At 69.6% G+C, this 22552-nt stretch carries 25 protein-coding genes and 1 pseudogene; 14 read left to right on the top strand and 12 right to left on the bottom strand.

Annotated features, from left to right (window positions below):
• Positions 1 to 86: 86 nt before the first annotated feature.
• Positions 87 to 1175 (bottom strand): MBL fold metallo-hydrolase, encoded by a 1089-nt coding sequence (locus OG897_RS08740; protein WP_266656682.1) that lies wholly within the window; start codon positions 1173 to 1175, stop codon positions 87 to 89.
• 211 nt (positions 1176 to 1386) lie between these two features.
• Between OG897_RS08740 and OG897_RS08735 the strand changes: the two genes are divergently transcribed.
• The 3 genes from OG897_RS08735 (at position 1387) to OG897_RS08725 (ending at position 3811) form a co-directional block, all read left to right on the top strand.
• Entirely contained in the window at positions 1387 to 2016 is a 630-nt protein-coding gene (locus OG897_RS08735; protein WP_266654481.1) for a hypothetical protein, read from the top strand.
• Between the two features lie 83 nt (positions 2017 to 2099).
• Positions 2100 to 3578 (top strand): aldehyde dehydrogenase, encoded by a 1479-nt coding sequence (locus OG897_RS08730; RefSeq protein WP_266654479.1) that lies wholly within the window; start codon positions 2100 to 2102, stop codon positions 3576 to 3578.
• A complete protein-coding gene (locus tag OG897_RS08725; RefSeq protein ID WP_266654477.1) occupies positions 3578 to 3811 on the top strand; it encodes a ferredoxin in 234 nt (77 codons plus the stop codon). The genes OG897_RS08730 and OG897_RS08725 overlap by 1 nt, the downstream gene beginning before the upstream one ends.
• 72 nt (positions 3812 to 3883) lie before the next feature.
• Here the strand turns inward: OG897_RS08725 and OG897_RS08720 are convergent, their stop codons facing one another.
• Complete coding sequence (locus OG897_RS08720) at positions 3884 to 4162, bottom strand: hypothetical protein (protein WP_266654475.1); 279 nt, start codon at positions 4160 to 4162, stop codon at positions 3884 to 3886.
• Positions 4163 to 4260: 98 nt separating this feature from the next.
• Entirely contained in the window at positions 4261 to 4464 is a 204-nt protein-coding gene (locus OG897_RS08715; protein WP_266654473.1) for a hypothetical protein, read from the bottom strand.
• Between the two features lie 217 nt (positions 4465 to 4681).
• Between OG897_RS08715 and OG897_RS08710 the strand changes: the two genes are divergently transcribed.
• The 6 genes from OG897_RS08710 to OG897_RS08685 all read left to right on the top strand — a co-directional run bounded on the left by OG897_RS08710 (position 4682) and on the right by OG897_RS08685 (position 11065).
• Complete coding sequence (locus OG897_RS08710; RefSeq protein ID WP_266654471.1) at positions 4682 to 5941, top strand: prenyltransferase/squalene oxidase repeat-containing protein; 1260 nt, start codon at positions 4682 to 4684, stop codon at positions 5939 to 5941.
• A 59-nt stretch (positions 5942 to 6000) separates the two neighbouring features.
• A complete protein-coding gene (locus tag OG897_RS40990; RefSeq protein WP_266656680.1) occupies positions 6001 to 6642 on the top strand; it encodes an SCO2322 family protein in 642 nt (213 codons plus the stop codon).
• Positions 6643 to 6662: 20 nt separating this feature from the next.
• Entirely contained in the window at positions 6663 to 7874 is a 1212-nt protein-coding gene (locus OG897_RS08700; RefSeq protein WP_323188007.1) for an energy-coupling factor transporter transmembrane component T, read from the top strand.
• A complete protein-coding gene (locus tag OG897_RS08695; RefSeq protein ID WP_266654469.1) occupies positions 7871 to 9490 on the top strand; it encodes an ABC transporter ATP-binding protein in 1620 nt (539 codons plus the stop codon). Before OG897_RS08700 ends, OG897_RS08695 begins: the two co-directional genes overlap by 4 nt.
• Entirely contained in the window at positions 9436 to 10308 is an 873-nt protein-coding gene (locus OG897_RS08690) for an ECF transporter S component (RefSeq protein ID WP_266654467.1), read from the top strand. The genes OG897_RS08695 and OG897_RS08690 overlap by 55 nt, the downstream gene beginning before the upstream one ends.
• Before the next feature lie 349 nt (positions 10309 to 10657).
• Complete coding sequence (locus OG897_RS08685; protein WP_266654465.1) at positions 10658 to 11065, top strand: transglycosylase SLT domain-containing protein; 408 nt, start codon at positions 10658 to 10660, stop codon at positions 11063 to 11065.
• 10 nt (positions 11066 to 11075) lie between these two features.
• Here the strand turns inward: OG897_RS08685 and OG897_RS08680 are convergent, their stop codons facing one another.
• Together OG897_RS08680 and OG897_RS08675 are read right to left on the bottom strand one after the other, a co-directional pair.
• Positions 11076 to 12377, bottom strand: coding sequence for a S9 family peptidase (locus tag OG897_RS08680; protein WP_266654463.1), 1302 nt, complete (start codon positions 12375 to 12377; stop codon positions 11076 to 11078).
• Between the two features lie 123 nt (positions 12378 to 12500).
• Positions 12501 to 13670 (bottom strand): steroid 3-ketoacyl-CoA thiolase, encoded by a 1170-nt coding sequence (locus OG897_RS08675; protein ID WP_266654462.1) that lies wholly within the window; start codon positions 13668 to 13670, stop codon positions 12501 to 12503.
• Positions 13671 to 13837: 167 nt separating this feature from the next.
• Here OG897_RS08675 and OG897_RS08670 point away from each other — a divergent pair, with 167 nt between their 5' ends.
• Complete coding sequence (locus tag OG897_RS08670; RefSeq protein ID WP_266654461.1) at positions 13838 to 15088, top strand: cytochrome P450; 1251 nt, start codon at positions 13838 to 13840, stop codon at positions 15086 to 15088.
• Between the two features lie 63 nt (positions 15089 to 15151).
• Entirely contained in the window at positions 15152 to 15904 is a 753-nt protein-coding gene (locus tag OG897_RS08665) for a pyridoxamine 5'-phosphate oxidase family protein (RefSeq protein WP_266654460.1), read from the top strand.
• Positions 15905 to 15914: 10 nt separating this feature from the next.
• Here the strand turns inward: OG897_RS08665 and OG897_RS08660 are convergent, their stop codons facing one another.
• From OG897_RS08660 to OG897_RS08650, 3 genes are all read right to left on the bottom strand, one after another.
• Positions 15915 to 16175 carry a DUF2087 domain-containing protein gene (locus tag OG897_RS08660; protein ID WP_266654458.1) on the bottom strand — a complete coding sequence of 87 codons (261 nt, stop codon included), beginning with the start codon at positions 16173 to 16175 and terminating at the stop codon, positions 15915 to 15917.
• Positions 16176 to 16247: 72 nt separating this feature from the next.
• Positions 16248 to 17354: a serpin family protein gene (locus OG897_RS08655; RefSeq protein ID WP_266654456.1), complete on the bottom strand. Its 1107-nt coding sequence runs from the start codon at positions 17352 to 17354 to the stop codon at positions 16248 to 16250.
• Entirely contained in the window at positions 17351 to 18130 is a 780-nt protein-coding gene (locus tag OG897_RS08650; RefSeq protein ID WP_266654454.1) for an alpha/beta fold hydrolase, read from the bottom strand. Before OG897_RS08650 ends, OG897_RS08655 begins: the two co-directional genes overlap by 4 nt.
• A gap of 139 nt (positions 18131 to 18269) precedes the next feature.
• Between OG897_RS08650 and OG897_RS08645 the strand changes: the two genes are divergently transcribed.
• The 3 genes and pseudogenes from OG897_RS08645 to OG897_RS08635 all read left to right on the top strand — a co-directional run bounded on the left by OG897_RS08645 (position 18270) and on the right by OG897_RS08635 (position 20844).
• Positions 18270 to 19163: a hypothetical protein gene (locus OG897_RS08645; RefSeq protein ID WP_266654452.1), complete on the top strand. Its 894-nt coding sequence runs from the start codon at positions 18270 to 18272 to the stop codon at positions 19161 to 19163.
• 57 nt (positions 19164 to 19220) lie between these two features.
• A pseudogene (locus OG897_RS08640) lies at positions 19221 to 19394 on the top strand (antibiotic biosynthesis monooxygenase); the annotation flags it as partial.
• 61 nt (positions 19395 to 19455) lie between these two features.
• Entirely contained in the window at positions 19456 to 20844 is a 1389-nt protein-coding gene (locus tag OG897_RS08635) for a recombinase family protein (protein ID WP_266654450.1), read from the top strand.
• Positions 20845 to 21362: 518 nt separating this feature from the next.
• Here OG897_RS08635 and OG897_RS08630 read toward each other — a convergent pair.
• The 4 genes from OG897_RS08630 to OG897_RS08615 are packed head-to-tail and all read right to left on the bottom strand — an operon-like array spanning position 21363 to position 22417.
• Entirely contained in the window at positions 21363 to 21665 is a 303-nt protein-coding gene (locus OG897_RS08630; RefSeq protein ID WP_266654448.1) for a hypothetical protein, read from the bottom strand.
• Positions 21665 to 21970 carry a hypothetical protein gene (locus OG897_RS08625; protein WP_266654446.1) on the bottom strand — a complete coding sequence of 102 codons (306 nt, stop codon included), beginning with the start codon at positions 21968 to 21970 and terminating at the stop codon, positions 21665 to 21667. Before OG897_RS08625 ends, OG897_RS08630 begins: the two co-directional genes overlap by 1 nt.
• Positions 21970 to 22203 carry a hypothetical protein gene (locus OG897_RS08620; protein WP_266654444.1) on the bottom strand — a complete coding sequence of 78 codons (234 nt, stop codon included), beginning with the start codon at positions 22201 to 22203 and terminating at the stop codon, positions 21970 to 21972. The genes OG897_RS08625 and OG897_RS08620 overlap by 1 nt, the downstream gene beginning before the upstream one ends.
• Positions 22196 to 22417 (bottom strand): hypothetical protein, encoded by a 222-nt coding sequence (locus OG897_RS08615; RefSeq protein WP_266654442.1) that lies wholly within the window; start codon positions 22415 to 22417, stop codon positions 22196 to 22198. The genes OG897_RS08620 and OG897_RS08615 overlap by 8 nt, the downstream gene beginning before the upstream one ends.
• Between the last annotated feature and the right edge of the window lie 135 nt (positions 22418 to 22552).

The following is a 22552-nucleotide window of genomic DNA, read 5'->3' as shown; positions in this document are numbered from 1 at the left end:
GGCAGCACGCTCGGTATTGTCCGCGCGTGCACGTCAGGAGCCTGTCGGGGCGGGCCCGAGCCCGGAGTGACAACGCCCCGGCCCGCTCACCGTGCTGTGTACGTCACCGGGTCCGTGCCCGGGACCGCCTCCGCGTGGCCCAGTTTCACCAGGCGGCGCAGGTGTGCCTCGGCCTCGGAGACCGCGATGTTCCGCGATCCGTACGGGATCTGGTCCCAGGGGCGGTTCCACTCCATGCGTTCCGCGAGCTGCCACGGGGTGAGGGGGGTCGCGAGGAGTGTGCGCAGGTCGGCGAGGCGGTCCTCGTGGTGGGCGAGGAGTTCGGCGACGCGGGCGCGCGGGGTGGTGAAGGCGTGCTGGTGGGCGGGGAGGACTTCGGCGGCGTCCAGGCGGGCGATGCGTTCGAGGGAGGAGAGGTAGTCGCCGAGGGGGTCCCCCCTGCTCGAACGGAGTTGAGAGCTTGGGGGAGGGTCCGTGGGAGTGGCGTCGTCGGGGTCTTCGTAGAGGCCGATGTGAGGGGTGATGCCGGGCAGCAGGTGGTCGCCGGAGAAGAGGCGGCCGTGGCCGGGGAGGTTGGCCGGGTGGGCCTCCTCCAGGTGGAGGCAGACGTGGCCGGGGGTGTGGCCCGGGGTCCAGATCGCGCGGAGGGTGCGGCCGGGGAGGGGGAGGAGTTCGCCGGGGGTGATCTCGCGGTCGGGGAGGGCGGCGTGGAGGCCCGGGAGGGTGCGCATCCGGCCCGAGTCGCGGGCGGCGACGAGCGGGGCGAGGTGGCCGGGCGGGGCTCCGGCGGCGGCGAGCTTGGCGGTCAAGTAGGTGAGCCAGACGCCTGGTTCGGCGCTCCGGGTGCGGCGTACGACCTCCGCGTCGGCGGCGTGCATGGCGATCCACGCGCCGGACGCCTCGCGGACCTGGCCGGAGAGGCCGTGATGGTCGGGGTGGTGGTGGGTGATGAGGACGCCGTGGATGTCCTCGATACGTACGTCGAGTGAGGCGAGCCCGGAGACGAGGGTGTCCCAGGAGGCCGGGTCGTCCCAGCCGGTGTCGATGAGGACCGGGCCCCGGTCGGTGTCCAGAAGGTGGACGAGGGTGTGGCCCAGGGGGTTGTCGGGGATCGGGACCTTGATGCTCCACACGCCGCCGCCGTGGTCGAGGGTGGGCGGTGCGGCCGTGCCCATGTCCGTACCGGCCGACCTGCCCGACGCGTCCTGTGCCATGGCTCCCCCAACTGCTCTGTTCCGTGCGGGACTTGCCTCGCGGCTACTATAACTAGAACTCGTTGCAGTGAGGGCGGGGGTTCGACCCCGAGGTGAGTCAGGGGTGCTGTCGGGGTCGGGCCATGGTCCTCCCCGATGGGCGGGGTGACCGTGTACGGACAGGATTCGGTCCATGACGAACACGACGTACGCCGTCCCCGCCCCCACCCTCCCCACCGCCCCCGCCCGACTCGTCAGGACCGCCCTCGTCGCGGGACCCGTCGCCCTCGGCGCGTACGGGGTCATCCGGCTCCTCAGCGAGCGCGGTACGCCGAGCGCCGGGTGGACGGCAGGCCATCTCGCCATGCTGGCGGGGCTGTTGCTCTTCGTTCCGGTGCTGCTGCATCTGCGGAGGCTCGCGCCCGTGCGCAGAAGGGGCGCGGCCACCGCCGCCCTCGCCGTCGGCATGGTGGGGCTGGTGGCCACGGCCGCGCAGGCGGTCATCGACCTGGTGGCGGGCTTCCTGGCCGCCGACCGGTCCGTGATGGTCGAGATCTTCCAGCAGGTGAAGGCGGTGCCCGGGGTGGAGCCCGTCGTCTACGGGATCGTCCCGCCGCTCTTCTTCGTGGGGATGATCGCCCTGGCCGCGCTCACCGCCCTGCCGGTGCGCACCCGGGTGCTCATGGCGGGCGCGCTCGTCCTCGGCACGGCCCTGATGGCGGCCAACCTCAACTTCCTCGCACTGGGCGGGCTGTGCTTCCTCCTCGCCCTCGCCCCGCTCGCCCTGCCCGGGCGCGTCGCGGCCCTTCCCCGTACGAACTAGAACTGGTATCAGTTCGGGGAAGGAAGCTGATAGGGCGTCAGCAACTGACGCGCGCCGGGCCCAACTTGCGGGAGGCAGCCGCCATGACCGAACTCGTGGAACACCAACAGCTCTTCATCGCCGGGCAGTTGACCGACCCGCACGGCACGGACGTCATCGAGGTGGTCTCCCCGCACACCGAGCAGGTCGTCGGCCGGGTCCCGCACGCCGACCAGGTGGACGTGGACCGGGCGGTCGCCGCCGCCCGCACGGCCTTCGACTCCGGCGCCTGGCCCCGGATGAGCCTGGACGAGCGGATCGCCGTCGTCACCCGCATCAAGGACGCGATCGCCGTACGGCACGAGGAGATCGCCCGCGTCATCACCGCCCAGAACGGCACCCCGTACACCGCGAGCATCATGATGCAGGCGCTCGCCGCGATGATGGTGTGGGACTCGGCGATCAAGGTCGCGCAGGAGGTGCCGTTCGAGACCGGGCGGACCGGGGTGCTCGGCAACCTGCTGATACGGCGGGAGCCGGTCGGGGTCGTCGCGGCGGTCGTGCCGTGGAACGTCCCGCAGTTCACGGCGGCGGCCAAGCTCGCGCCCGCGCTGCTGGCCGGGTGCACAGTCGTTCTGAAGGTGTCGCCGGAGACGCCTCTCGACTCCTACCTCCTCGCCGACATCTGCACGGAAGCCGGGCTTCCGGAGGGCGTGCTGTCGATCATTCCGGCCGACCGGGAGGTGAGCGAGTACCTCGTCGGGCATCCGGATGTCGACAAGGTGTCCTTCACCGGGTCGGTCGCGGCGGGCAAGCGGGTCATGGAGGTCGCCTCGCGGAACCTCACGCGGGTGACGCTGGAGCTGGGCGGGAAGTCGGCTGCGGTGATCCTTCAGGACGCCGACCTGGAGTCGACGGTGGCGGGTCTCGTGCCCTTCTCGTGGATGCTCAACGGGCAGGCGTGCGTGGCCCAGACGCGGATCCTGGCCCCGGTCTCGCGCTACGGGGAGTTCGCGGAGGCGTTCGCGGCGGCGGCCGACGCGCTGAAGGTGGGGGACCCGATGGACCCGGCCACCGAGGTCGGCCCGCTCGTCGCGCGGCGGCAGCAGCAGCGGTCGCTGGACTACATCCGGATCGGGCAGGAGGAGGGCGCGAAGATCCTCGCGGGCGGCGGGCGGCCCGCGTCGCAGGAGCGCGGGTGGTACGTCGAGCCGACCCTCTTCGGCGGTGTCGACAACGCGATGCGCGTCGCCCGGGAGGAGATCTTCGGCCCGGTGATCTGTCTGCTGCCGTACGAGGACGAGGCGGACGCGGTACGGATCGCGAACGACTCCGAGTACGGGCTGAGCGGAAGCGTGTGGACGGCGGACGTCGAGCGGGGCATCGAGGTCGCGCGGTCGGTGCGGACGGGGACGTACTCCGTGAACACCTTCAGCATGGACATGATGGGCCCCTTCGGCGGCTACAAGAACTCCGGCCTGGGGCGGGAGTTCGGGCCCGAGGGGTACGGGGAGTACCTGGAGCACAAGATGATCCACCTCCCGGCCGGGTACGAGGGTCCGGGCTCCGGGGCGGGGGCCTGATGGGTGACCGCTGGCGGGTCGAGGTCGACCGGGGGGTGTGCATCGGGTCCGGAATGTGTGCGCACACCGCGCCGGGGTCGTTCCGCCTGGACACCGCCCGGCAGTCGCACCCGGTGGCGGCGGACGTCGACGCGGACGAGGGTGTGCTCGCGGCGGCGGAGGGGTGCCCGGTGGAGGCGATCGCGATCGCGCTGCGCGACTCGGGGGAGGCGGTGTTTCCGCCGGAGGAGTAGGAGGGCTGGGCCGGGGACCGGTGCGCTTTCCCCGGCCCCCAGGCCCTCAAGCGCCGTGGAGGGCCGAGTTCCTCATCGCCAGGAGGCGAGAGTACGGGCCACCACGCGCAGATCGGACTCTTGGGCGCGGATCGCTCCCGTAAGGAGGTGTACGGCAGCCGCATCGGGAGGCTTGATGGGTTCACCGGACGCCGCCAAGTACTGGTCCGCGCAGGCCCAGCCGATGACGGAGTTGTAGTCCGCGAAGGGGCGCAGGAGTACCGCGCTCTGGAGAAACGTCGCGGCGCGGGCGACGGCCGTCTCGTAATAGAGCTGACCGTGCGGCTGCTCGAAGGTGTGCCGCCTGGCCATACTGTCGAGTGAACCCCAGTCGGACACAGGGGTGTTGAGGGGCGATACGCGCGTCTGGACTTCGAGGATCCAGCCCGCGTCGACTCGGATCACAGGGTTCAACGCTGCCCCTCGGGGGCGTCCTTGAAGACGTCCATGTAGTAGGCCACGGTCTTGTCGACGTCCTTCAGGAACGCCGCTCGCTGTGCGTCGGAGACGATTATGTCGTGGGCGTGCGCCCGCATGGACTTGCCCAGCGAGGCGGCGTGCGCCTTGGCCTCGGCGAGTTCTTCCTCGGTGAATTCCACGGTGATCATCGGCATATCGCCAATGGTAGCGCCACCCATATCGTTGGTAGTAGCAACAGTCAAACGCCGGTTGACAGGGTGACGCGCTGCGCAGGAGGAACTGCCCGAATTCTGGCGGGTGCAGAGGGGGCTGGACCGTCGTACGGGATCTGCCCTGGTGAGGAGCTGGGTGAGGAACGAGGTGGCCCGGCGGCCCCGCGCCGGGCGGAGTACCGCTCGGTAGAATGCGTGCATGATCCCCCTTCACCTTCGTCGTGGCACCGCCGCGCTCGCCGTCAGCGTCGTTCTCGGTGCGGTCGCCGCACCGGCCGCCTTCGCTGCTCCGGCCCCGTCGCCCGTCGCGATTCCTTCCGGGCTGTACGGGAAGGGGGACCCGACGTACGACGGCGTCTTCCGGCAGTCCCTGGCGTTCACCGCGCAGCACAACGCCGGGGTCAGGCCCTCGGCCAAGGCAGTCGACTGGCTGGTCGGGCAGCAGTGCGAGGACGGGGCGTTTCCCGCGTTCCGCGCGGAGGTGACCCAGGACTGTGACGCGAAGGCGATGCGGGACACCAACGCGACGGCCACGGCCGTGCAGGCGCTCGGTGCGGTGGGCGGGCAGGACGCCGCCGTGAAGAAGGCCGTGACCTGGCTGAAGTCCGTACAGAACGCGGACGGCGGGTGGCCGTACGTCGCCGGGTCGCCGTCCGACGCCAATTCGACCTCGCTCGTGACCGGTGCGCTGAACGGTGCCGGGCTCAAGGACGACGCGCTGAAGGGGAAGGACGGGAAGACTCCGCTACAGGCGCTGCTCGGCTTCCAGGTGAGCTGTGACGGGAAGGACGAGAATCGCGGGTCCTTCGCCTTCCAGCCCGACAAGTCCGGCAAGCTCTACCCCAGCGCCGACGCCACCGCCGCCGTGGTGACCGCCGCCGCCGGGCGGGGCGGTCCCGTCATCGACGTGCCCAAGGAGAAGGACAAGCCGGTCCAGGCCGCTCCCGGGTGCAAGGAGGGGATGGGCGATCCGAAGGCCGCTGCCGCCGGTGGGTCGGACTACCTCGCGCGGACGCTCGACAAGAACGGCGGGCACCTGATGACCGCCCCGCTGCCCGGCGTCGAGGCCAAGCCCGACTTCGGCAACACCGCCGACGCCGTCGTGGCGCTCGCCGCCGACGGCCACCAGGAAGCCGCCAGGAAGTCCGCCGACTGGCTGGCGAAGAACTCCGCCGCCTGGGCGAAGGGCGCGGGCCCGGCCGCGTACGCGCAGCTGGCCTTCGCGGCCCACGCCACCGGTATGGACCCTCGGGACTTCGGCGGGGCCGACCTGGTCGAGCAGTTGAACGCGACCGGGCCCGCCCCCGAGGTGAAGAAGGACGCGGACGACGCCGAGAAGAAGAGCGACGACGAGGGCGGTTCCTCGGCGACCTGGTGGATCGTCGGTGTCGCCTTCGTCGCGAGCATGGGCGCGGGCATCCTGATCAGCGGACGCAACAAGAAGAACCAGCAGCTGTGAGGCGACACCCGGAGGCCGGTGCCCTCCTCGCGGCGGCCGTCGTCGCGTCCGGGGCCTTCGTGCCCGCGCTGGGGGCGTTCGCCCCCGCCGCGTACGCCGACGGCAGCACCGGCTACCGGTACTGGTCGTTCTGGGAGCGCGACGACGCGAACGCGAAGTGGGTGTACGCCACCCAGGGTGCCGCCACCACGCACCCGGCCGACGGTACCGTCCAGGGATTCCGCTTCGCCGTGAGCAAGGACTCGCAGGACGCCGCCAAGCCGCGCGGTGCGGCCGACTTCGCGGCCGCCTGCGCCTCGACCCCGGCCAAGGAGGGCAGCAAGCGGATCGCCCTGGTGCTCGACTTCGGTACGCCCGACGACGCACCGGAAGGGGAGACGCCGCCCGCCCCCCGGACCGTATGTGCGCAGGTCGGGGAGGATGCGACCACGGCTGAGGCATTGGCGGGGGTCGCGCGGCCGCTGCGGTACAACAACGCCGCGCTGCTGTGCGCGATCGGTGGATACCCGAAGGTGGGGTGCGCCGAGCAGGTGTCGGGCTCCGGGGCGGGGACGAAGACTCCCGCGCCCGCCGCGACGGATTCCGTTTCAACCGATGAGGAGCACGGGAGCGGTCCCTCCGCCGGGCTGATCGTCGGGGCCGTCGCCGTTCTGCTGCTCGGCGGGGCCGCCGTGTGGCAGGCACGCCGCCGCCGGGGATGAGCGCGGACAAGCCGCCGGGGATGAGTGCGGACAAGCCGTTGGGGACGGGCGCGGAGGAGCCGCCGGGGACGGGCAGGACCGTGCGCGGCACGACCCTGCGCGCCCCCGCCGCCAGCCGCAGCAACGCCCTGCACGCCGGAGCCTGGTGGCTGTGGGCCCTCGGACTCGCCGCCGCCGCCTCGCGGACCACCAACCCGCTGCTGCTCGGGCTGCTGGTGGCGGTGGCCGGGTACGTCGTCGCCGCGCGCCGCACGGACGCGCCGTGGGCGCGGTCGTACGGGGCGTTCGTGAAGCTGGGGCTCGCGGTGCTGGTGATCCGGCTGGTGTTCTCGGTGTTCCTGGGGTCCCCGATCCCGGGACAGCACGTGCTGATCACGCTGCCGGAGGTGCCTCTGCCCGAGTGGGCCAAGGGGGTGCGGCTCGGCGGGAAGGTGACCGCCGAGCAGCTGGTGTTCGCGCTGTACGACGGGCTGAAGCTGGCGACGCTGCTGATCTGCGTGGGCGCCGCCAACGCCCTCGCCAATCCCGCACGGCTGCTGAAGTCCCTGCCGGGCGCCCTGTACGAGGCGGGGGTGGCCGTCGTCGTCGCGATGACCTTCGCGCCGAACATGGTCTCCGACGTCGTACGGCTGCGCACCGCCCGGCGGCTGCGCGGGCGGCCCACGGGCGGGGTCAGGGCCGTCGTCCAGATCGGGCTGCCCGTGCTGGAGGGGGCGCTGGAGCGGTCCGTGGCGCTGGCCGCGTCGATGGACGCGCGGGGGTACGGGCGTACCGCTCACGTCCCCGCCGCCGTACGGCACGTGACGACCGCGCTCACCCTCGGCGGGCTGCTCGGCGTGTGCGCGGGGACGTACGGGCTGCTCGCGGCGGAAGGTGCCGGGTACGGCTTGCCGGTGCTCGTCGTCGGGCTCCTCGCCGCGATGGGCGGGCTGCGGCTCGGCGGGCGGCGCAGCGTCCGCACCCGGTACCGGCCCGACCGGTGGGGGATGCGGGCCTGGCTGGTCGCCGGGTCGGGGGTGGCAGTGGCGGGGCTGATGATCGGGGCCGGTGCGTACGATCCGCAGGCACTGCACCCGGGAGTGCTCCCGCTGGTGGCCCCCGAGCTCCCGGTGTGGCCCGCACTGTCGGTGCTGGTCGGGCTGCTGCCCGCGTTCGTGGCCCCCGTGCCCCCGCCCCCCGTGTCCGCGTCCCCCGCTCCCGCTCCCGCTCCCCCGCAAGGAAACGTGAAGTGATCCGGTTCGAGAACGTCTCCGTCCGGTACGACGGCTGCGACGCGCCCACCCTCAGCGGCATCGACCTGACCGTCCCCGAGGGCGAACTCGTCCTGCTCGTCGGGCCTTCCGGAGTCGGTAAGTCGACATTGCTCGGTGCGGTGTCGGGGCTCGTGCCGCACTTCACCGGCGGGACCCTGACCGGCCGGGTGACCGTCGACGGGCGCGACACCCGCACCCACAAGCCGCGCGAGCTGGCCGATGTCGTCGGGACGGTCGGGCAGGACCCGCTGTCGCACTTCGTCACCGACACCGTCGAGGACGAGCTGGCGTACGGCATGGAGTCGCTGGGCGTCGCCCCGGACGTCATGCGGCGGCGCGTCGAGGAGACCCTCGACCTGCTGGGCCTCGCCGACCTGCGCGACCGGGCGATCTCCACGCTGTCCGGCGGGCAGCAGCAGCGGGTGGCGATCGGGTCCGTGCTCACCACACACCCCAAGGTCCTCGTCCTCGACGAGCCGACGTCCGCGCTGGACCCGGCCGCCGCCGAAGAGGTCCTCGCCGTACTGCAACGGCTCGTGCACGACCTCGGCACGACCGTGCTGATGGCGGAGCACCGGCTGGAACGGGTCGTGCAGTACGCCGACCAGGTGCTGCTCCTGCCCGGGCCAGGTCGGGCCCCCGTACTCGGCGAGCCCGCCGACGTCATGGCCGCCTCGCCCGTGCACCCCCCGGTGGTGGGGCTCGGGCGGCTGGCCGGGTGGTCGCCGCTGCCCCTGTCCGTACGGGACGCCCGCCGTCGGGCCGCAGGGCTGCGGGCCGAGCTGGCGGACCGTGCCCCTGCCGCCGTCGCGGAGCCCCCCGCCGCACCGCCCGTCGCCGAGACCGTGAATCTGTCGCTGCGCCGGGGGCGCGTCGAGGCACTGCGGGACGTGTCGCTGTCGGTGCGGCCCGGCGAGACGATCGCCCTGATGGGGCGCAACGGAGCCGGAAAGTCGACACTGCTCAACGCCCTGGTGGGAATGCACGCACCGTCCGGCGGGCGGGTAACCGTCGGCGGGAAGGCCCCGGCGAAGACCGCCCCGCGCGAGATGGTGCGCCGGGTGGGTCTCGTACCGCAGGAGCCCCGGGACCTGCTGTACGCCGACACCGTGGCCGCCGAGTGCGCCGCCGCCGACCACGACGCGGGGGCCGAGCCCGGGACCTGCCGGGCCCTGGTGAGCGCGCTGCTGCCCGGAGTGCCGGACTCCACGCATCCGAGGGACCTGTCGGAAGGGCAGCGCCTCGCGCTGGCGCTGGCCCTCGTCCTGACGGGGAAGCCGCCGCTGCTGCTGCTCGACGAGCCGACGCGCGGTCTGGACTACGCGGCCAAGGGCCGGCTCGTGCAGATCCTGCGGGAGCTGACCGCCGACGGGCACGCCCTGGTGCTGGCCACGCACGACGTGGAGCTGGCGGCCGAGCTGGCGCACCGGGTGGTGATCCTGGCCGACGGCGAGGTCGTCGCGGACGGGCCGACCCCCGAGGTCGTCGTGTCCTCCCCCTCCTTCGCGCCGCAGGTGGCGAAGATCCTGGCGCCGCAGAAGTGGCTGACCGTGACGCAGGTGCGGGACGCGCTCTCCGGCGGGACCACGCCGTGAGCCGCCCCGTACGGCTGGGGCCGAAGTCCGTCGCGGCGCTCGTGCTGGTCAGTCTGGTCGGGGTGATCGCCTTCGGGTGGCCGCTGCTGGCCGACTCGGCGGCCGGGCTCGCGCACTCCAAGGACGCCCCGTGGCTGTTCGCGGCGCTGCTGCCGCTGCTGGTCGGGGTGGTGGTGGCGGCGATCTCCGACGCGGGGATGGACGCGAAGGCCGTCGCGATGCTGGGGGTGCTGGCCGCCGTGGGGGCGGCGCTGCGTCCGCTGGGCGCGGGGACGGCGGGCCTGGAACCGATGTTCTTCCTGATGGTGCTGAGCGGGAGGGTGCTCGGGCCGGGCTTCGGTTTCGTCCTGGGCTCGGTGACGATCTTCGCGTCGGCGCTGCTCACGGGCGGGGTCGGGCCGTGGATGCCGTTCCAGATGCTGGCGATGGGCTGGTTCACGATGGGGGCGGGGCTGCTGCCGGGGTGGCAGCGGCTGCGCGGGCGGGGCGAGGTGGTGATGCTCGCGCTGTACGGGGCGGGGGCCGCCTTCTTCTACGGGACGGTGATGAACCTCCAGGGGTGGACGTACATCGGTGGCCTGTCCACGGGGGTCTCCTTCGTGCCGGGCGACCCCGTGCACGAGAACCTCGTCCGCTTCCTCGCGTACTGCCTGGCCACCTCGGTCGGCTGGGACCTGGGGCGGGCGGTGCTGACCGTGGTCCTCACCCTGACCGTGGGCCCGACGCTCCTGAAGGCGTTGCGGCGGGCGACGCGGCGGGCGGCGTTCGAGGCGCCGGTCGCCTTCGAGGACGTACCGCGAGAGGCCCCGAAGGGGTAGTCGGGCGGCGACCCTGGGTGCGTTTCGGGGGCCTTGCGGTGTGAAGCGGCCCATAGGACCTTGGTCCTCAACTATCGGGGCTCGTAGTCCTCACGCGGCCCCCACAGACCCCTTCGCACCCCTGTTGACCTGCGTTTTCCTGGTTGTCGCACGGTGGGGCTGTACTGCCCCACGCACCCCCGCCACTAGTACCCGGGGTGTTTGCCAGGCCCGCCGACGGCTGCTTCATTGGTGGAGCCGCAGGACGCCGGACGGCTTTCGCCTCACCGCTGTTCGCCCTGGCTCCCCTCCCCCTCGGGCCTTCGGGTCCTGGTGTGCGGCCCCCTGTCCCCGATCGTTAGGTCACTTCGTGTCGTTCGCCTTCATCAGCCGCTTCTCCGCCCGCCAGAAGACCGCCGTCGTCGGCGCCACCGCCCTGCTGGGTGCTGCGGGCGCGGTCCTCGGATCGGCTTCCGGCGCGGTGGCTGCGCCGTCGTCCGCCAAGGACACGGCCCGGCAGATGATGCCCGCCGCGCAGTTCCAGTGCTTCAGCAACATCGTGGCCCACGAGTCCGGCTGGAACCACCACGCGACGAACTCCTCCTCCGGTGCGTACGGCCTGGTCCAGGCGCTGCCCGCGTCGAAGATGTCGTCGGCCGGTGCGGACTGGAAGGAAAACCCGAAGACCCAGATCAAGTGGGGTCTCGACTACATGAACGAGCGGTACGGCAGCCCGTGCGGCGCGTGGAACTTCTGGCAGCAGAACAACTGGTACTGAGCCCTGTCCCTCAGTCCAGTGTGTTGAACCACCGCGCGATCTGCGGCGCGGACTTCTTGAAGGCCCCGAAGTGGTCGACCTCCCCCTGGTCGAGCACCGGGGCCTTCTTGCCGTTGTCGGCCAGGTCGGCGGCGCACGCGCGGGCGTTGCCGATCGGTACGTCGGTGTCGCCGGCGGAGGTGTAGAGCCGGGTCGGGACGCGGGGCTTCCAGTCGCAGGTGCCGTCGTTGGCGGTGATGGCCCGCAGGAGTTTGCCGCTGGGGCGGCGCATCTTCTCGTAGAAGGCGGGGGTGAGGAGCTCCTTGACGCTGCCGGGGAGGGTCTTGGCGACGTCCTCCTCGGTGTGCTCGGAGTCGAAGAGCTGCTCGACGACCTGGGCGTACGGCTGGCGGAAGACCTCGGCGGGGTCCTGGTAGAAGTGGTGGATCTTGTTCTGTGCGGTCAGGAAGTACGACGTGTAGAAGAGGCCGCTCATGGGGTTGACCCGGCCGTCGTACAGGGCGGGGATCTCGGTGCCCGCCAGGTCGTAGGGCCCGGCGACGGGGGCGAGGGCCTTGAGACGGAAGGGGCCCCCTCGTGACAGCTCACGGCCGACGGCCATCGCGACCTGACCGCCCTGCGAGAAGCCGGTCGCGTACACGTCGCCGCTGAGCTGCCTGCCGAGACGCGGCGCGGCCTGGCGGGAGGCGCGCAGCATGTCGACGGTGGCGGTGACGGCGGATTTCGTGTCCATGTACGGGTGGGTGCCGGGGCCCTTGCCGAGGCCGAGGTAGTCGGGTGCGGCGACGGCCTTGCCCGTACTCGCGTACAGGAACGGGGAGAGGCGGCCGAAGTCCTCCGCGACGGACGGCGCGTAGTCGCGGTGGACCATGGTGCCGTGGGTGTCGGAGACGACGGAGAGCTTCTTCGCGGCGTTCTTGGGGACGACGAAGAGACCGCTGGCGGTGGTCGGCGCGCCCTGCGGGGTCACGGTGCGGTAGAGCAGGCGGTACGCGGTGAGGCCGTGCCGGACCAGTTGCGGGTCGACGGTGAGGCCGCCCTTGGCCAGGAACGCCCGGACGTCGGCCCGGGTGAGGTCGGCGACCGGGGTGACGGAGATCAGGGTGCCCCTGGCGGGGTGCTGGGTCTGGGACGCCTGCGGGGTCCGGGACGCCTGCGGGGTCCGGGACGCCTGCGGGGCCTGGGACGCCTGCGGGGCCTGGGACGTCTGCGGGGCCTGTGCGGTCGTGGTGACCGCGAGGGCCGGTGCGGCGGCGAGCCCGACGAGGGCGGCGGCGGTGAGGGCGGCGGCGACCGTGCGTGTCTGCTTCATGCCTCGACGGTAGGTTCGCCGCCACCCCTGCCGCCATGCGCTGCACCCCCGAACAGGGGGTGCACCTTCCTACACCCCCGAGTCGGGGGAACTCCCTTACTGCTAGCGGTAGATGACGATGCGTCATAGCCGCTGAATGATCGTCCCCGTCGCCAGCGCGCCACCCGCACACATCGTGATGAGCGCGAACTCCTTGTCCCTGCGCTCCAGTTCGTGGAGTGCGGTGGTGATCAGGCGGGCCCCGGTCGCACCGACCGGATGCCCCAGCGCGATCGCCCCGCCGTTGACGTTGACCTTCTCCAGGTCCTGCTCGAAGACCTGCCCCCAGCTCAACACCACGGAGGCGAAAGCCTCGTTGATCTCGACGAGGTCGATGTCCCGGAGCGACATGCCCGCCTTGCCGAGGACCGCGCGGGTCGCGTCGATGGGTCCGTCGAGGTGGTAGTGCGGGTCGGAGCCCACCAGCGCCTGGGCGACGATACGGGCGCGGGCCTTGAGCTTGAGGGCGCGGGCCATCCGCTTGGACGCCCACATGATCGCGCAGGCGCCGTCGGATATCTGCGAGGAGTTCCCGGCGGTGTGCACGGCCGTCGGCATGACGGGCTTCAGCCGGGCGAGGGCCTCCATGGAGGTGTCCCGGAGCCCTTCGTCCCGGTCGACGAGCCGCCACATGCCCTGCCCGGCGGCCTGCTCCTCCTCGTTCGTCGGTACCTGCACGGCGAAGGTCTCGCGCTTGAAGCGCTCCTCCGCCCAGGCGGCGTGGGCCCTCTCCTGGGACAACAGGCCCAGCGCGTCGACCCGTTCGCGCGTCAGCCCCCGGTTGCGGGCGATGCGCTCGGCGGCCTCGAACTGGTTGGGGAGGTCCACGTTCCACTCGTCGGGGAAGGGCTTGCCGGGGCCGTGCTTGGAGCCGCTGCCCAGCGGGACGCGGCTCATGGCCTCGACGCCGCAGCCGATGCCGATGTCGATGACTCCGGCGGCGATCATGTTCGCGACCATGTGGTTGGCCTGCTGCGAGGACCCGCACTGGCAGTCGACGGTGGTCGCGGCCGTCTCGTACGGCAGGCCCATGGCGAGCCAGGCGTTGCGCGTCGGGTTCATGGACTGCTCACCGGCGTGGGTGACGGTGCCGCCGACGACCTGCTCGACGCAGTCGGCGTGGATGCCGGTGCGGGCCAGGAGTTCGCGGTAGGTCTCGCCCAGCAGGTAGGCGGGGTGCAGGTTGGCGAGCGCTCCCCCGCGTTTGCCGATGGGGGTGCGTACGGCTTCGACGATGACGGGTTCCGCGGCCATGAGCTCGTCCTCTTCTCGGCAGAAGTAGTACGCGTTCTAGTTCTGCTGCCAGTCTCATGAACAACGGCCCGACTGCGCAAGGGTCTTGCCACTTGTAGAACTCGTTACTACCTTGCGGGCAACTTCTGATAGGCCGTCAGATCAGCACCTGCGACAGGGAGTTGCCGATGACTTGCCCCGCACTGCCCGAAGGGTTCGACTTCACCGACCCCGACGTCCTCCAGTCGGGCATCCCGCTCCCCGAGTTCGCGGCGATGCGGCAGACCTCGCCCGTGTGGTGGTGCGCGCAGCGGCCCGGCGTGGCCGGGTTCGGCGACGAGGGGTACTGGGCGGTGACGCGGCACGAGGACGTCAAGTACGTCTCGACGCACCCCGAGCTGTTCTCCTCGAACACCAACACCGCCGTGATCCGCTTCAACGAGCACATCCACCGGGACCAGATCGACGCCCAGAAGCTGATCATGCTGAACATGGACCCGCCGGAGCACACCCGCATCCGCCAGATCGTCCAGCGCGGCTTCACCCCGCGCGCCATCCGCTCCCTGGAGAACACCCTCAGGGACCGGGCCCTGAAGATCGTCGAAGCGGCGGTCGCGCAGGCGGAGAAGGGCGACGGCACCTTCGACTTCGTCACCGACGTCGCCGTGGAACTGCCCCTCCAGGCCATCGCCGAACTGATCGGCGTACCCCAGGAGGACCGCAGCAAGATCTTCGACTGGTCGAACAAGATGGTGGCGTACGACGACCCCGAGTACGCGATCACCGAGGAGATCGGCGCGGACTCCGCGATGGAACTGATCTCGTACGCGATGAACCTGGCGGCTGCACGCAAGGAGTGCCCGGCCAAGGACATCGTGTCGCAGCTGGTCGCCGCCGAGGACGAGGGGAACCTCGGCTCGGACGAGTTCGGCTTCTTCGTGATCCTGCTGGCCGTCGCCGGGAACGAGACCACCCGCAACGCCATCAGCCACGGCATGCATGCCTTCCTCACCCACCCCGGGCAGTGGGAGCTGTACAAGAGGGAGCGCCCGAAGACCGCCGCCGAGGAGATCGTGCGCTGGGCGACGCCCGTGGTGTCCTTCCAGCGGACGGCCACCCAGGACCTGGAACTGGGCGGGCAGCGGATCACGGCGGGCGAGAGGGTCGGCATCTTCTACTCCTCCGCCAACCACGACCCCGAGGTCTTCGAGAACCCCGGCACCTTCGACATCACCCGCGACCCCAACCCCCACCTCGGCTTCGGCGGGGGCGGCCCGCACTTCTGCCTCGGCAAGTCCCTCGCCGTGATGGAGATCGACCTGATCTTCAACGCCCTCGCGGACGCGCTGCCGGACCTGCGTCTGGCGGGCGACCCGAGGCGGCTGCGCTCGGCGTGGATCAACGGCATCAAGGAGCTTCGGGTCGCTGCGACCTCTTGAAATCCCCACCCCTCCACTGATTCAGTTGCATCCGACGATCAAGTCGACTGAATCCGTGGGGACATGAGCACCGAAGAACAGAATCAGCACATCGGCAGCGCTGAGCTGAAGGTCACCGACCGCACCCGCCACCGCCGCCTCCGCGACCAGGGCAGCACCCTGGTCGCGGACCTCGACGCGGTCCTGCGCGCCGGATTCGTCTGCCACCTCGCGGTGGTCGTCGACGGCGCGCCGCTGGCGGTGCCCACCGTGTACGGAGTCGACTTCGCGACCCGCACGCTCTACGTGCACGGCTCCGTAGCCAGCCGCAGCCTGGCCCGGACCCCGGACACGACCGTCTGCGTCACCGTCACGCACGTCGACGGCCTCGTCCTGTCCCGCTCGGTCTTCGAGCACGGCCTGAACTACCGCTCCGCGATGGTCCACGGCACCCCGCGCCTGATCACCCACCGCTCCGACCCCGAGGCCCTCCTCCACGGGCTCCGCGTGCTCTCCGAGCAGAGCGCCCCCGGCCAGTGGGACTACGCGCGCCGCCCCAACCAGAAGGAGCTCGCCGCCACCTCGCTCCTCGCCCTTCCCCTCGACGAAGCGTCGGTGAAGATCGCCGCCGGCCCGCCGGAGGACGGCGAAGGACCGGACGCGGAGCTCGGCCTGTGGGCCGGAGTGATCCCGATGCGGACCGCCTACGGGACTCCCGAGGCCGACCCCGTACTGCCGCCCGGCATCCCCCTCCCCGATCACATCGAGGCCATGGGTTCCGCCCATCGCGCACACTCCGCGCGGCTCACCTCGCACCACGCGCACCACGCGGACTGACGACGAAGGCTCAGCGCCGCACCCGGTGATAGCTGCTGCCGTCCTTCGTGCGGGCCAGGAAGCCGCCCTCCACCAGGTAGCGGCGCAGCGCCGAGCAGTCCTCGTGGACGGTGCGGAGGATGTCGTTGACCTCGCGCTCGGTGTAGTCGCGGCCCTCCGTGAACAGGGTCCTCGTCAGGTGGGCGAGGAGTTCCTCCCGCCGCCCCGGCTTGCGCGGCACGGAGGTGAGCCGCCCGTCCTTGAAGAACGCCTCTACGCCTTGACCCGCCACGCGCCTGCTCCCGCCGTACGTCTTGTCGCCCGATTCCCGCTGTCGCCGGATACCCCGACACGGACCTCCGTTCTAGCCCTTGGGCGCCCCCTCCTGCCAGGCAATAAACAGCGGCAGCTCCCCCGCCCCGTCCAGCACGACCACCCCGAAGGGCCGCTCGAACCGGACGACCTCCGTACGCCGAAGAGCCGGGGGCGCTCCGCCGGGCTCCATCAGCACCACGCTCACGGCCGCCGCCTCCACCCCCTCCTCAGCCACCTTGAGCACCGCCTCCTGCACCACCCGGGACACCGCGAGCGGCTCGGGCGACATCCCGGAGAAGTCGGCGTCCTCGCGGGTCGCCCGGTGCACTCCCCACGCGGGCAGGCTGTCGGTGACTTCGTCGGTCATACGGAGCTCCAGCCGGGGCAGCGCGATCCTCACCACCTCCGCGTCGAGCGGGACGCGCTGCGCCTGCCCCGCCCACCCGGCGGGCAGTACGTCCCGGGGCCCGGCCCCCTCCTCCCCCAGCACGAACCTCACCCGGGCCGGGGCCCCACCCCGCTCGCCCCGTGTGCGCAGCTCCACCACCCGAGTCCCGCCGACCGCCCAGGCATCGGCGAGGGGTATCTCCCGGTGCATGGTCGGCACCTCGTGCACCACCCCGGCGGCATCGACGAATTCCCCGTCGGCGGTGCTCCAGGACGGGAAAGGGGTCTCCCACCGCGCCTTCAGCGCCAGGGCGTTGACGACGGCCAGCAGGACGTCGTCCCCGATCCGCACGGGCAGCTTCTCGATCATCCCCTCGGTCGCCTCCCGCACCCACCCGTCCAGCTCCACCGGGTCGAGCGGCCCGACGGCGACCCCGGGCAGCGCCTCCCGGAACTCCCGGTACACCGGCACCCGACTCCGGACACAGGTCGCCACCCCGAGCGCGTCGGTCCCGCCCAGCACCCGCGACACCTCACCCACCGCCCCGGCCGCCGCACTCCCCGACACTCCCAGCAGCTCGCCCAACTCCCGTGCCGTCTCCCCCCTCGCCCCGGCGGCGACCACCCCGAGCGCCAGCCACAGCCCGGCGGGCGACCGTACGAAGTCCCCAGCGCCGAACCCGCCCCGGTCCCCGCCCGCCACCACCTCCAGCCACCGCGCCGCGAACCGCCCGACCTCCGTACGCACGTCCGTACCGCTCTTTGTCATCCGTCCTCCCCCTCCAGCACGGCGGCGGCAGCCCGCGCGAACCCGTCCACGTTGTCGGTCATGACGTTGTGCCCGCAATCAGGCACGGCGACGACCCGGACCCCGGCAGCCACCAGCTCCTCCCCGCCCCGGAACTCCGCGTCCCCCTCCGGCAGCACATAGGCGCGCGGTATCTTCAGGCCGAGCAGCAACTCCCGCATCACCGGCTCGCTCCCCCGCGTCAGCCCGACCGCACTGCGGTAGACGGCCCGCGCCCCGGCGGTCTTCATCGTCGACCACCAGGTCTCCCCCGCCGAGGCCCGCACCTCCTCGCCCCACCCCGTGGAGACGAACTCCTCCTCGCTCCCGTACCCCGCGATGCCACCACTTCCCGGCGCGCCCTTCGCCGGGGTGATCGCGTCCAGATTGGCGTGCACCAGCACCAGCTTCGACACCAGCTCCGGACACCGCTCGGCCAGCACCAGGGCCACCGCCCCGCCCATGCTGTGCCCGACCACCTCGGCCCCGGCGGCCCCCGCCTCCCTCAACAAAGCGGCGAGAGCCTCCGCGTGGTCGTCCAGGCCGTACGCGAAATCGTCCGGCCGGTCACTCACCCCGAACCCCAGCAGGTCCACCAGCAGCGACCGCCGCCCGGCCAGCGCCGGATGCGCCGCCGCCTCGACGAACATCCCCGAGACCCCGCCGAGCCCGTGCACGTACACCCGGCACGGCTCCTCGCCCGGCAGCTCCACCCATCGCATCCGGTCCCCGCCGGACGTCACCACCGCCTCCCGCACGACCCACCCCTCCCACCAGCCGAGATCACCTGTCCACGACGGTAGCCCCCACCACTGACAACGCCACGGGAACCCGATCCGCCTGCCCCACGTCCCAGCGCACACCGCACGACTCAGCGTCCCGCCCCCGGAGGCCACCATGCGCACGCCGAGCACCGCCAGAACCCGCCAACTGGCCGCGTTATCAGCCCTGTTGACACTCACCGCCTGCGGCACCGAAGTGCGCTCCGTCGAAGTGACCGCCGCGGATCCCGGCTCCCGCATGCGCACGGTCGCCGAGGCGTGGAAAGGCACGGAGGCTCTGGCCACCATGCGTCGGGGCTTCTTCCCCCTGGGCCGGTTCCGGACGGGGCTGCCCCAGGGCGGATTCCGCTCCTCGGCCGACAACACGGCCCACCTCAAGGGTGCGTACGTCGCCACGGGAAAGCTGCCCACCACCCGCCCCGAGGCCAGGGCCACCTGGCCCGACGGCACCACCCGCACGGCGGAGCCCCTGACCGCGCTCCAGGCGGTCGACCTCCTCGGCGAGGGCTCCAACGCCCCCGACGGCGGCCACACCCTCCACGTCACGGCCGCCCGCCTCGGCACGACGGAGGTCGCCACGGGCCGGGGCCAAGCCCGCGTGCCCGCCTGGCTGTTCACCGTCGAGGGCTACGACACTCCCTTCACCTACCCCGCCGTCGCCCAGCCGAGGTTCCCCGACTCCCCCGTCGCACCGCTGCCGCCGAGCCCCGAACGGGACGTCGCAATGACCGGAGGACCGGACTCCGTCACCCTCAAGGGCCGCACCCTCACCGTCGGGGTCTCCCACGGCAGCTGCACGGGCCCGAGCGTGGTCAAGGCCCTGGAGACGGACGAGACGGTCGTCCTCGCGGCCTCGGTCCTCCCGAGGAACCCCCCGCGCGGCCCCGACGAAATCTGCAACAAGGCCCTCCGCCTGAGCCACGCCACCGTGCAGCTGAAGCGCCCCGTGGGCGACCGCGTCCTGCTGGAGGCCCAGCAGGGCACCCCCGTCCAGCAGTCCCTCGACTGACCGCCTCCCCCTCGCCCGCACCGCCCGCTGTCATACCCGTACGGCAGGATGGACGGCATGAGCATCGTGAAGATCAACGCACTGACCGTGCCCGCCGAGCAGCGGGAGGTCCTGGAGAAGCGGTTCTCGTCGCGCGCCGGGACCGTGGAGAGCTCCGACGGGTTCGAGTGGTTCGAGCTGCTGCGGCCCGTCGAGGGCACCGACCAGTACCTCGTGTACACGCGCTGGCGCATGTAGAGAGGATGCATGTACTCTTCGACCCATGCAAGTCCGCAGACGCGAGGGGGAGTTGATGGCACGGGTAGGCGGGTACCGCCGCATCAGCGACGACGACCTGAACACAGGGGATGGAGTCCGTACGCAGGGCGAGGACGTTGACGACCTGGCAACCTCCAACGGATGGAACGTAGTTCCCTACGAAGACAACGATCTCAGCGCCTATAAACGCAATGTCAAACGCCCCGCCTTTGAGGAGATGGTCAAGGATCTTAAGAGTGGAGTCATTGATGGCATCGTGGCACTCGATCTTGACCGATTGGTTAGGCAGCCCAAAGACCTTGAACGCATCATCGATATCTATGAGACCTCAAAAAGGCGTCTAGTATTTGACACCTGCACTCAAAGTTACGACTTGACCACTTCCGAAGGCCGCTTTATGGCCAGGCTCTTCGTGAACATTGCAAACAAAGCTTCCTCCGATACGTCTAGGCGCATAAAGCGGCACCAGCTTGACAAAGCGAAACTTGGAGAAGAATCCGGCGGACCAGCCCCGTTCGGCTGGGACCCCGATAATAAGTCAAAACTGTGGGACAAAGAGGCCAAGCCTCTGCGGAAGGCAATCGAAGACTTCATAGCGGGAAAGCGAGTAGCTACCATCGCCCGCGAATGGGAAGCCGCAGGCATCGTAAGCAGGACTACCGGTAAGCCCTTCAATCAAACAAACTTCAGCCGACTCCTCCTTCGCCCAAGGAATTGCGGGCTCCGAGTACACCAAGGGGAAGTGTTCCTAAACGAAGATGGGTCCTTCGTAAAAGGGGTTTGGGAACCCGTCTGCACTATCGAGGAATGGGAGGCAATAGGGGCAGTATTCCAAAGTCGCAAAGTTCCGGGAGCCGATCGAAGCACCAAGTACCTTCTATCCGGAATCGCGCGCTGTGGAATTTGCGGGCACAAGATGAGGGGGCAACGCCGGAAGGATGGCAAGCACGCGTATACCTGCGTTGCCAACCAGCCAGGCGCTTGCGGGAAAGTCAGCGTTGTTGGAGAGCAGACAGACGAATTGGTACGTGATTTGGTTTGGGTCGATGGGGAAAGGGCCACCGGATCCCTAAAGCTGGAGCCGACTGCATGGGCTCGGGCCAAGGAGCTAGAAGATACCGAAACTGCAATTGCGGCGTTGCGGGCACAATGGAAGGCGAAGGAGGTGTCAAACTCTACTTTTATCTTCATGGTCGAAACACTGGAAAAAGACTTGGACACCCTTCGTCATGAGAGGGCAGTCTTTAACGCCAACACCGCCGAGCTTGAAGCCAAGTCAGTCAACCTTCGCGGATCATGGAAAGCTCTCACGCTAGAACAAAGGCGTCGCGCCATCCGACACTCACTCTCAGCAATTCTCGTACACCCGGCAGGCAAGGGAAAGAGATTCGATCCTAGTCGCCTTGAGCCTCTGCCTAAGTAGCAAAAAGGGATGAGCCCCGCCATCGGCGGGGCTCATCTAGTTGTCAATCACCAGGAATTCCAATATCCGCATTCAGGGAATAAATTTCCAGGACCCCCCTTACCCACTCTTCGTCACGTGCGGGAAGTCGCTCCAACCACTCCTTCAACCACTCTTCTTTACTCAAATTGACCTCCGGCTATTCACCACAGCCGCCGCCGCTTCGCCTCGCGGCTCAGGGCCTCGAAGCAGGCCCCCAGCGAGATGGCCTCAGCATCCACAAAGTCACCGGGGTAGTGATGCGCGTAATCCACGCGCTCACAAACAGCGTCATACAAAGTGTGCAAATCAATGTCAGGGATAGCGCTCAAATCAACTGACTCCACCAGCAGACCCCCTCAGGTCAGATATGAGCTTCTCAATGGCCCTGTCATCTGCGTCATCGCAGACATCCAGGAGGTTCGCCAGAGCCCTACGGATGAGGAGCAACTCATCAAGGCCCAACCGGACTTCAACGCCCATAGATCTCATCTGCGCCATTACTGGTTTTCCTCCAGCCAAGGGAGGTCGAGGGCATGGCTGCCCTCCTCGACCCTGTAGAGGAGTGACCATTCATCTCCAGAGCGCCAGTAGACCTCTCCACCCCTGACACCCCTGTAAATGGTCTCCTCACGGGCCCAGGAGACGAGTGGGGGCAGTTCCCAGCCCACTGCCGCTTGAGCCCCGTAGACAGACTCGTGATACCTCAGCTCAGGAGAGCGTCCGGGAACGATTGAGGCGAAAACCTCTGCCTGAAGCATCCTCCGGAACCCGTCACAGCGGGCTTCCATCTTGGTAGGCACTAGCTACCCCCTTCCTCGGCTTCTTCCCACACGATCTGGGCCTTCTGAATAGACGCGCTGATGACCCCCTCTCGCAGCTCCCCCACGCCATTAAGCATGTAACTCGTACGCTGCCCCTTGGCAGCGCTTAGAGAGTTGTACGGTCCCCAGAACTCAGATACTCGCTCTGTCTCGGAGTACAAGTAGGGCGGGTTCTTCCGCAGTTCCTCACTACGCCAGTCGTAGTCAGGGTTCCGCTCCCACTTCTTCCGCAGAATGAGAACCCTGTAGATCTCAGCATCATCATTGACCATCCGGCGTGCCATCAGTCTTCATCCCCCTTAACGATGGTGTAGGGAATCTGCATTACAGCGGCCCAGAAGTCAGAAGCCATATCCTTTGCCAGTTCTGGAGGGAGTCCCTCAGTCGTAGCCTGCCTCCAGACAAAGGCAGTGCACGCAGCAGCTAGGGAGTAGAGGGCCGCTTGCTTCTGGATCTGCTCGGCTTGGAGCCTGTCAGCAATGTCCCCGATCAGGGCATCAAATGCTTCGTCATCCATAGATAAACCCCGTGTACTCGGTAAGGTCGAAATCCCACTCAAGATCCTGCGCCCCGCACGTATCCCCGCCAAAGGGAATTACTTCAAGTTCACCGCAGCAGCACACGTCTTTGAGATTGACGTACATGCCGTGCTTCTTACTCAGCGCTGTCAGATCAGAGAGAAACACTCGGACCTTTTCCCGCCGTTCCTTGCGCTCAGTGGAGTTAACCACTCCACACCCCATACTTTCCCTTGCTCCGGATCCATCCCAGATCCGTACCCCCCTTGGTCGAATCGTCAATGTGACTGATCTCGACCCACGGCACATCATCTTGGTCCCGCCCAGGTTCCATAATCAGTCCGTACT

The sequence above is a fragment of the Streptomyces sp. NBC_00237 genome, assembly GCF_026342435.1.
Classification (GTDB): domain Bacteria; phylum Actinomycetota; class Actinomycetes; order Streptomycetales; family Streptomycetaceae; genus Streptomyces.
The sequence above is the reverse complement of the archived record's forward strand: the minus strand, read 5'-3'. Positions and strand labels throughout refer to the sequence as shown.

Coding starts and splice junctions, on each gene's coding strand:
- OG897_RS08740 (WP_266656682.1), bottom strand. CDS start 1,175: ATGGGCACGGCCGCACCGCCCACCCTCGACCACGGCGGCGGCGTGTGG.
- OG897_RS08735 (WP_266654481.1), top strand. CDS start 1,387: ATGACGAACACGACGTACGCCGTCCCCGCCCCCACCCTCCCCACCGCC.
- OG897_RS08730 (WP_266654479.1), top strand. CDS start 2,100: ATGACCGAACTCGTGGAACACCAACAGCTCTTCATCGCCGGGCAGTTG.
- OG897_RS08725 (WP_266654477.1), top strand. CDS start 3,578: ATGGGTGACCGCTGGCGGGTCGAGGTCGACCGGGGGGTGTGCATCGGG.
- OG897_RS08720 (WP_266654475.1), bottom strand. CDS start 4,162: ATGGCCAGGCGGCACACCTTCGAGCAGCCGCACGGTCAGCTCTATTAC.
- OG897_RS08715 (WP_266654473.1), bottom strand. CDS start 4,464: ATGCCGATGATCACCGTGGAATTCACCGAGGAAGAACTCGCCGAGGCC.
- OG897_RS08710 (WP_266654471.1), top strand. CDS start 4,682: ATGATCCCCCTTCACCTTCGTCGTGGCACCGCCGCGCTCGCCGTCAGC.
- OG897_RS08700 (WP_323188007.1), top strand. CDS start 6,663: ATGAGTGCGGACAAGCCGTTGGGGACGGGCGCGGAGGAGCCGCCGGGG.
- OG897_RS08680 (WP_266654463.1), bottom strand. CDS start 12,377: ATGAAGCAGACACGCACGGTCGCCGCCGCCCTCACCGCCGCCGCCCTC.
- OG897_RS08675 (WP_266654462.1), bottom strand. CDS start 13,670: ATGGCCGCGGAACCCGTCATCGTCGAAGCCGTACGCACCCCCATCGGC.
- OG897_RS08670 (WP_266654461.1), top strand. CDS start 13,838: ATGACTTGCCCCGCACTGCCCGAAGGGTTCGACTTCACCGACCCCGAC.
- OG897_RS08665 (WP_266654460.1), top strand. CDS start 15,152: ATGAGCACCGAAGAACAGAATCAGCACATCGGCAGCGCTGAGCTGAAG.
- OG897_RS08655 (WP_266654456.1), bottom strand. CDS start 17,354: ATGACAAAGAGCGGTACGGACGTGCGTACGGAGGTCGGGCGGTTCGCG.
- OG897_RS08645 (WP_266654452.1), top strand. CDS start 18,270: ATGCGCACGCCGAGCACCGCCAGAACCCGCCAACTGGCCGCGTTATCA.
- OG897_RS08635 (WP_266654450.1), top strand. CDS start 19,456: ATGGCACGGGTAGGCGGGTACCGCCGCATCAGCGACGACGACCTGAAC.
- OG897_RS08625 (WP_266654446.1), bottom strand. CDS start 21,970: ATGGCACGCCGGATGGTCAATGATGATGCTGAGATCTACAGGGTTCTC.
- OG897_RS08620 (WP_266654444.1), bottom strand. CDS start 22,203: ATGGATGACGAAGCATTTGATGCCCTGATCGGGGACATTGCTGACAGG.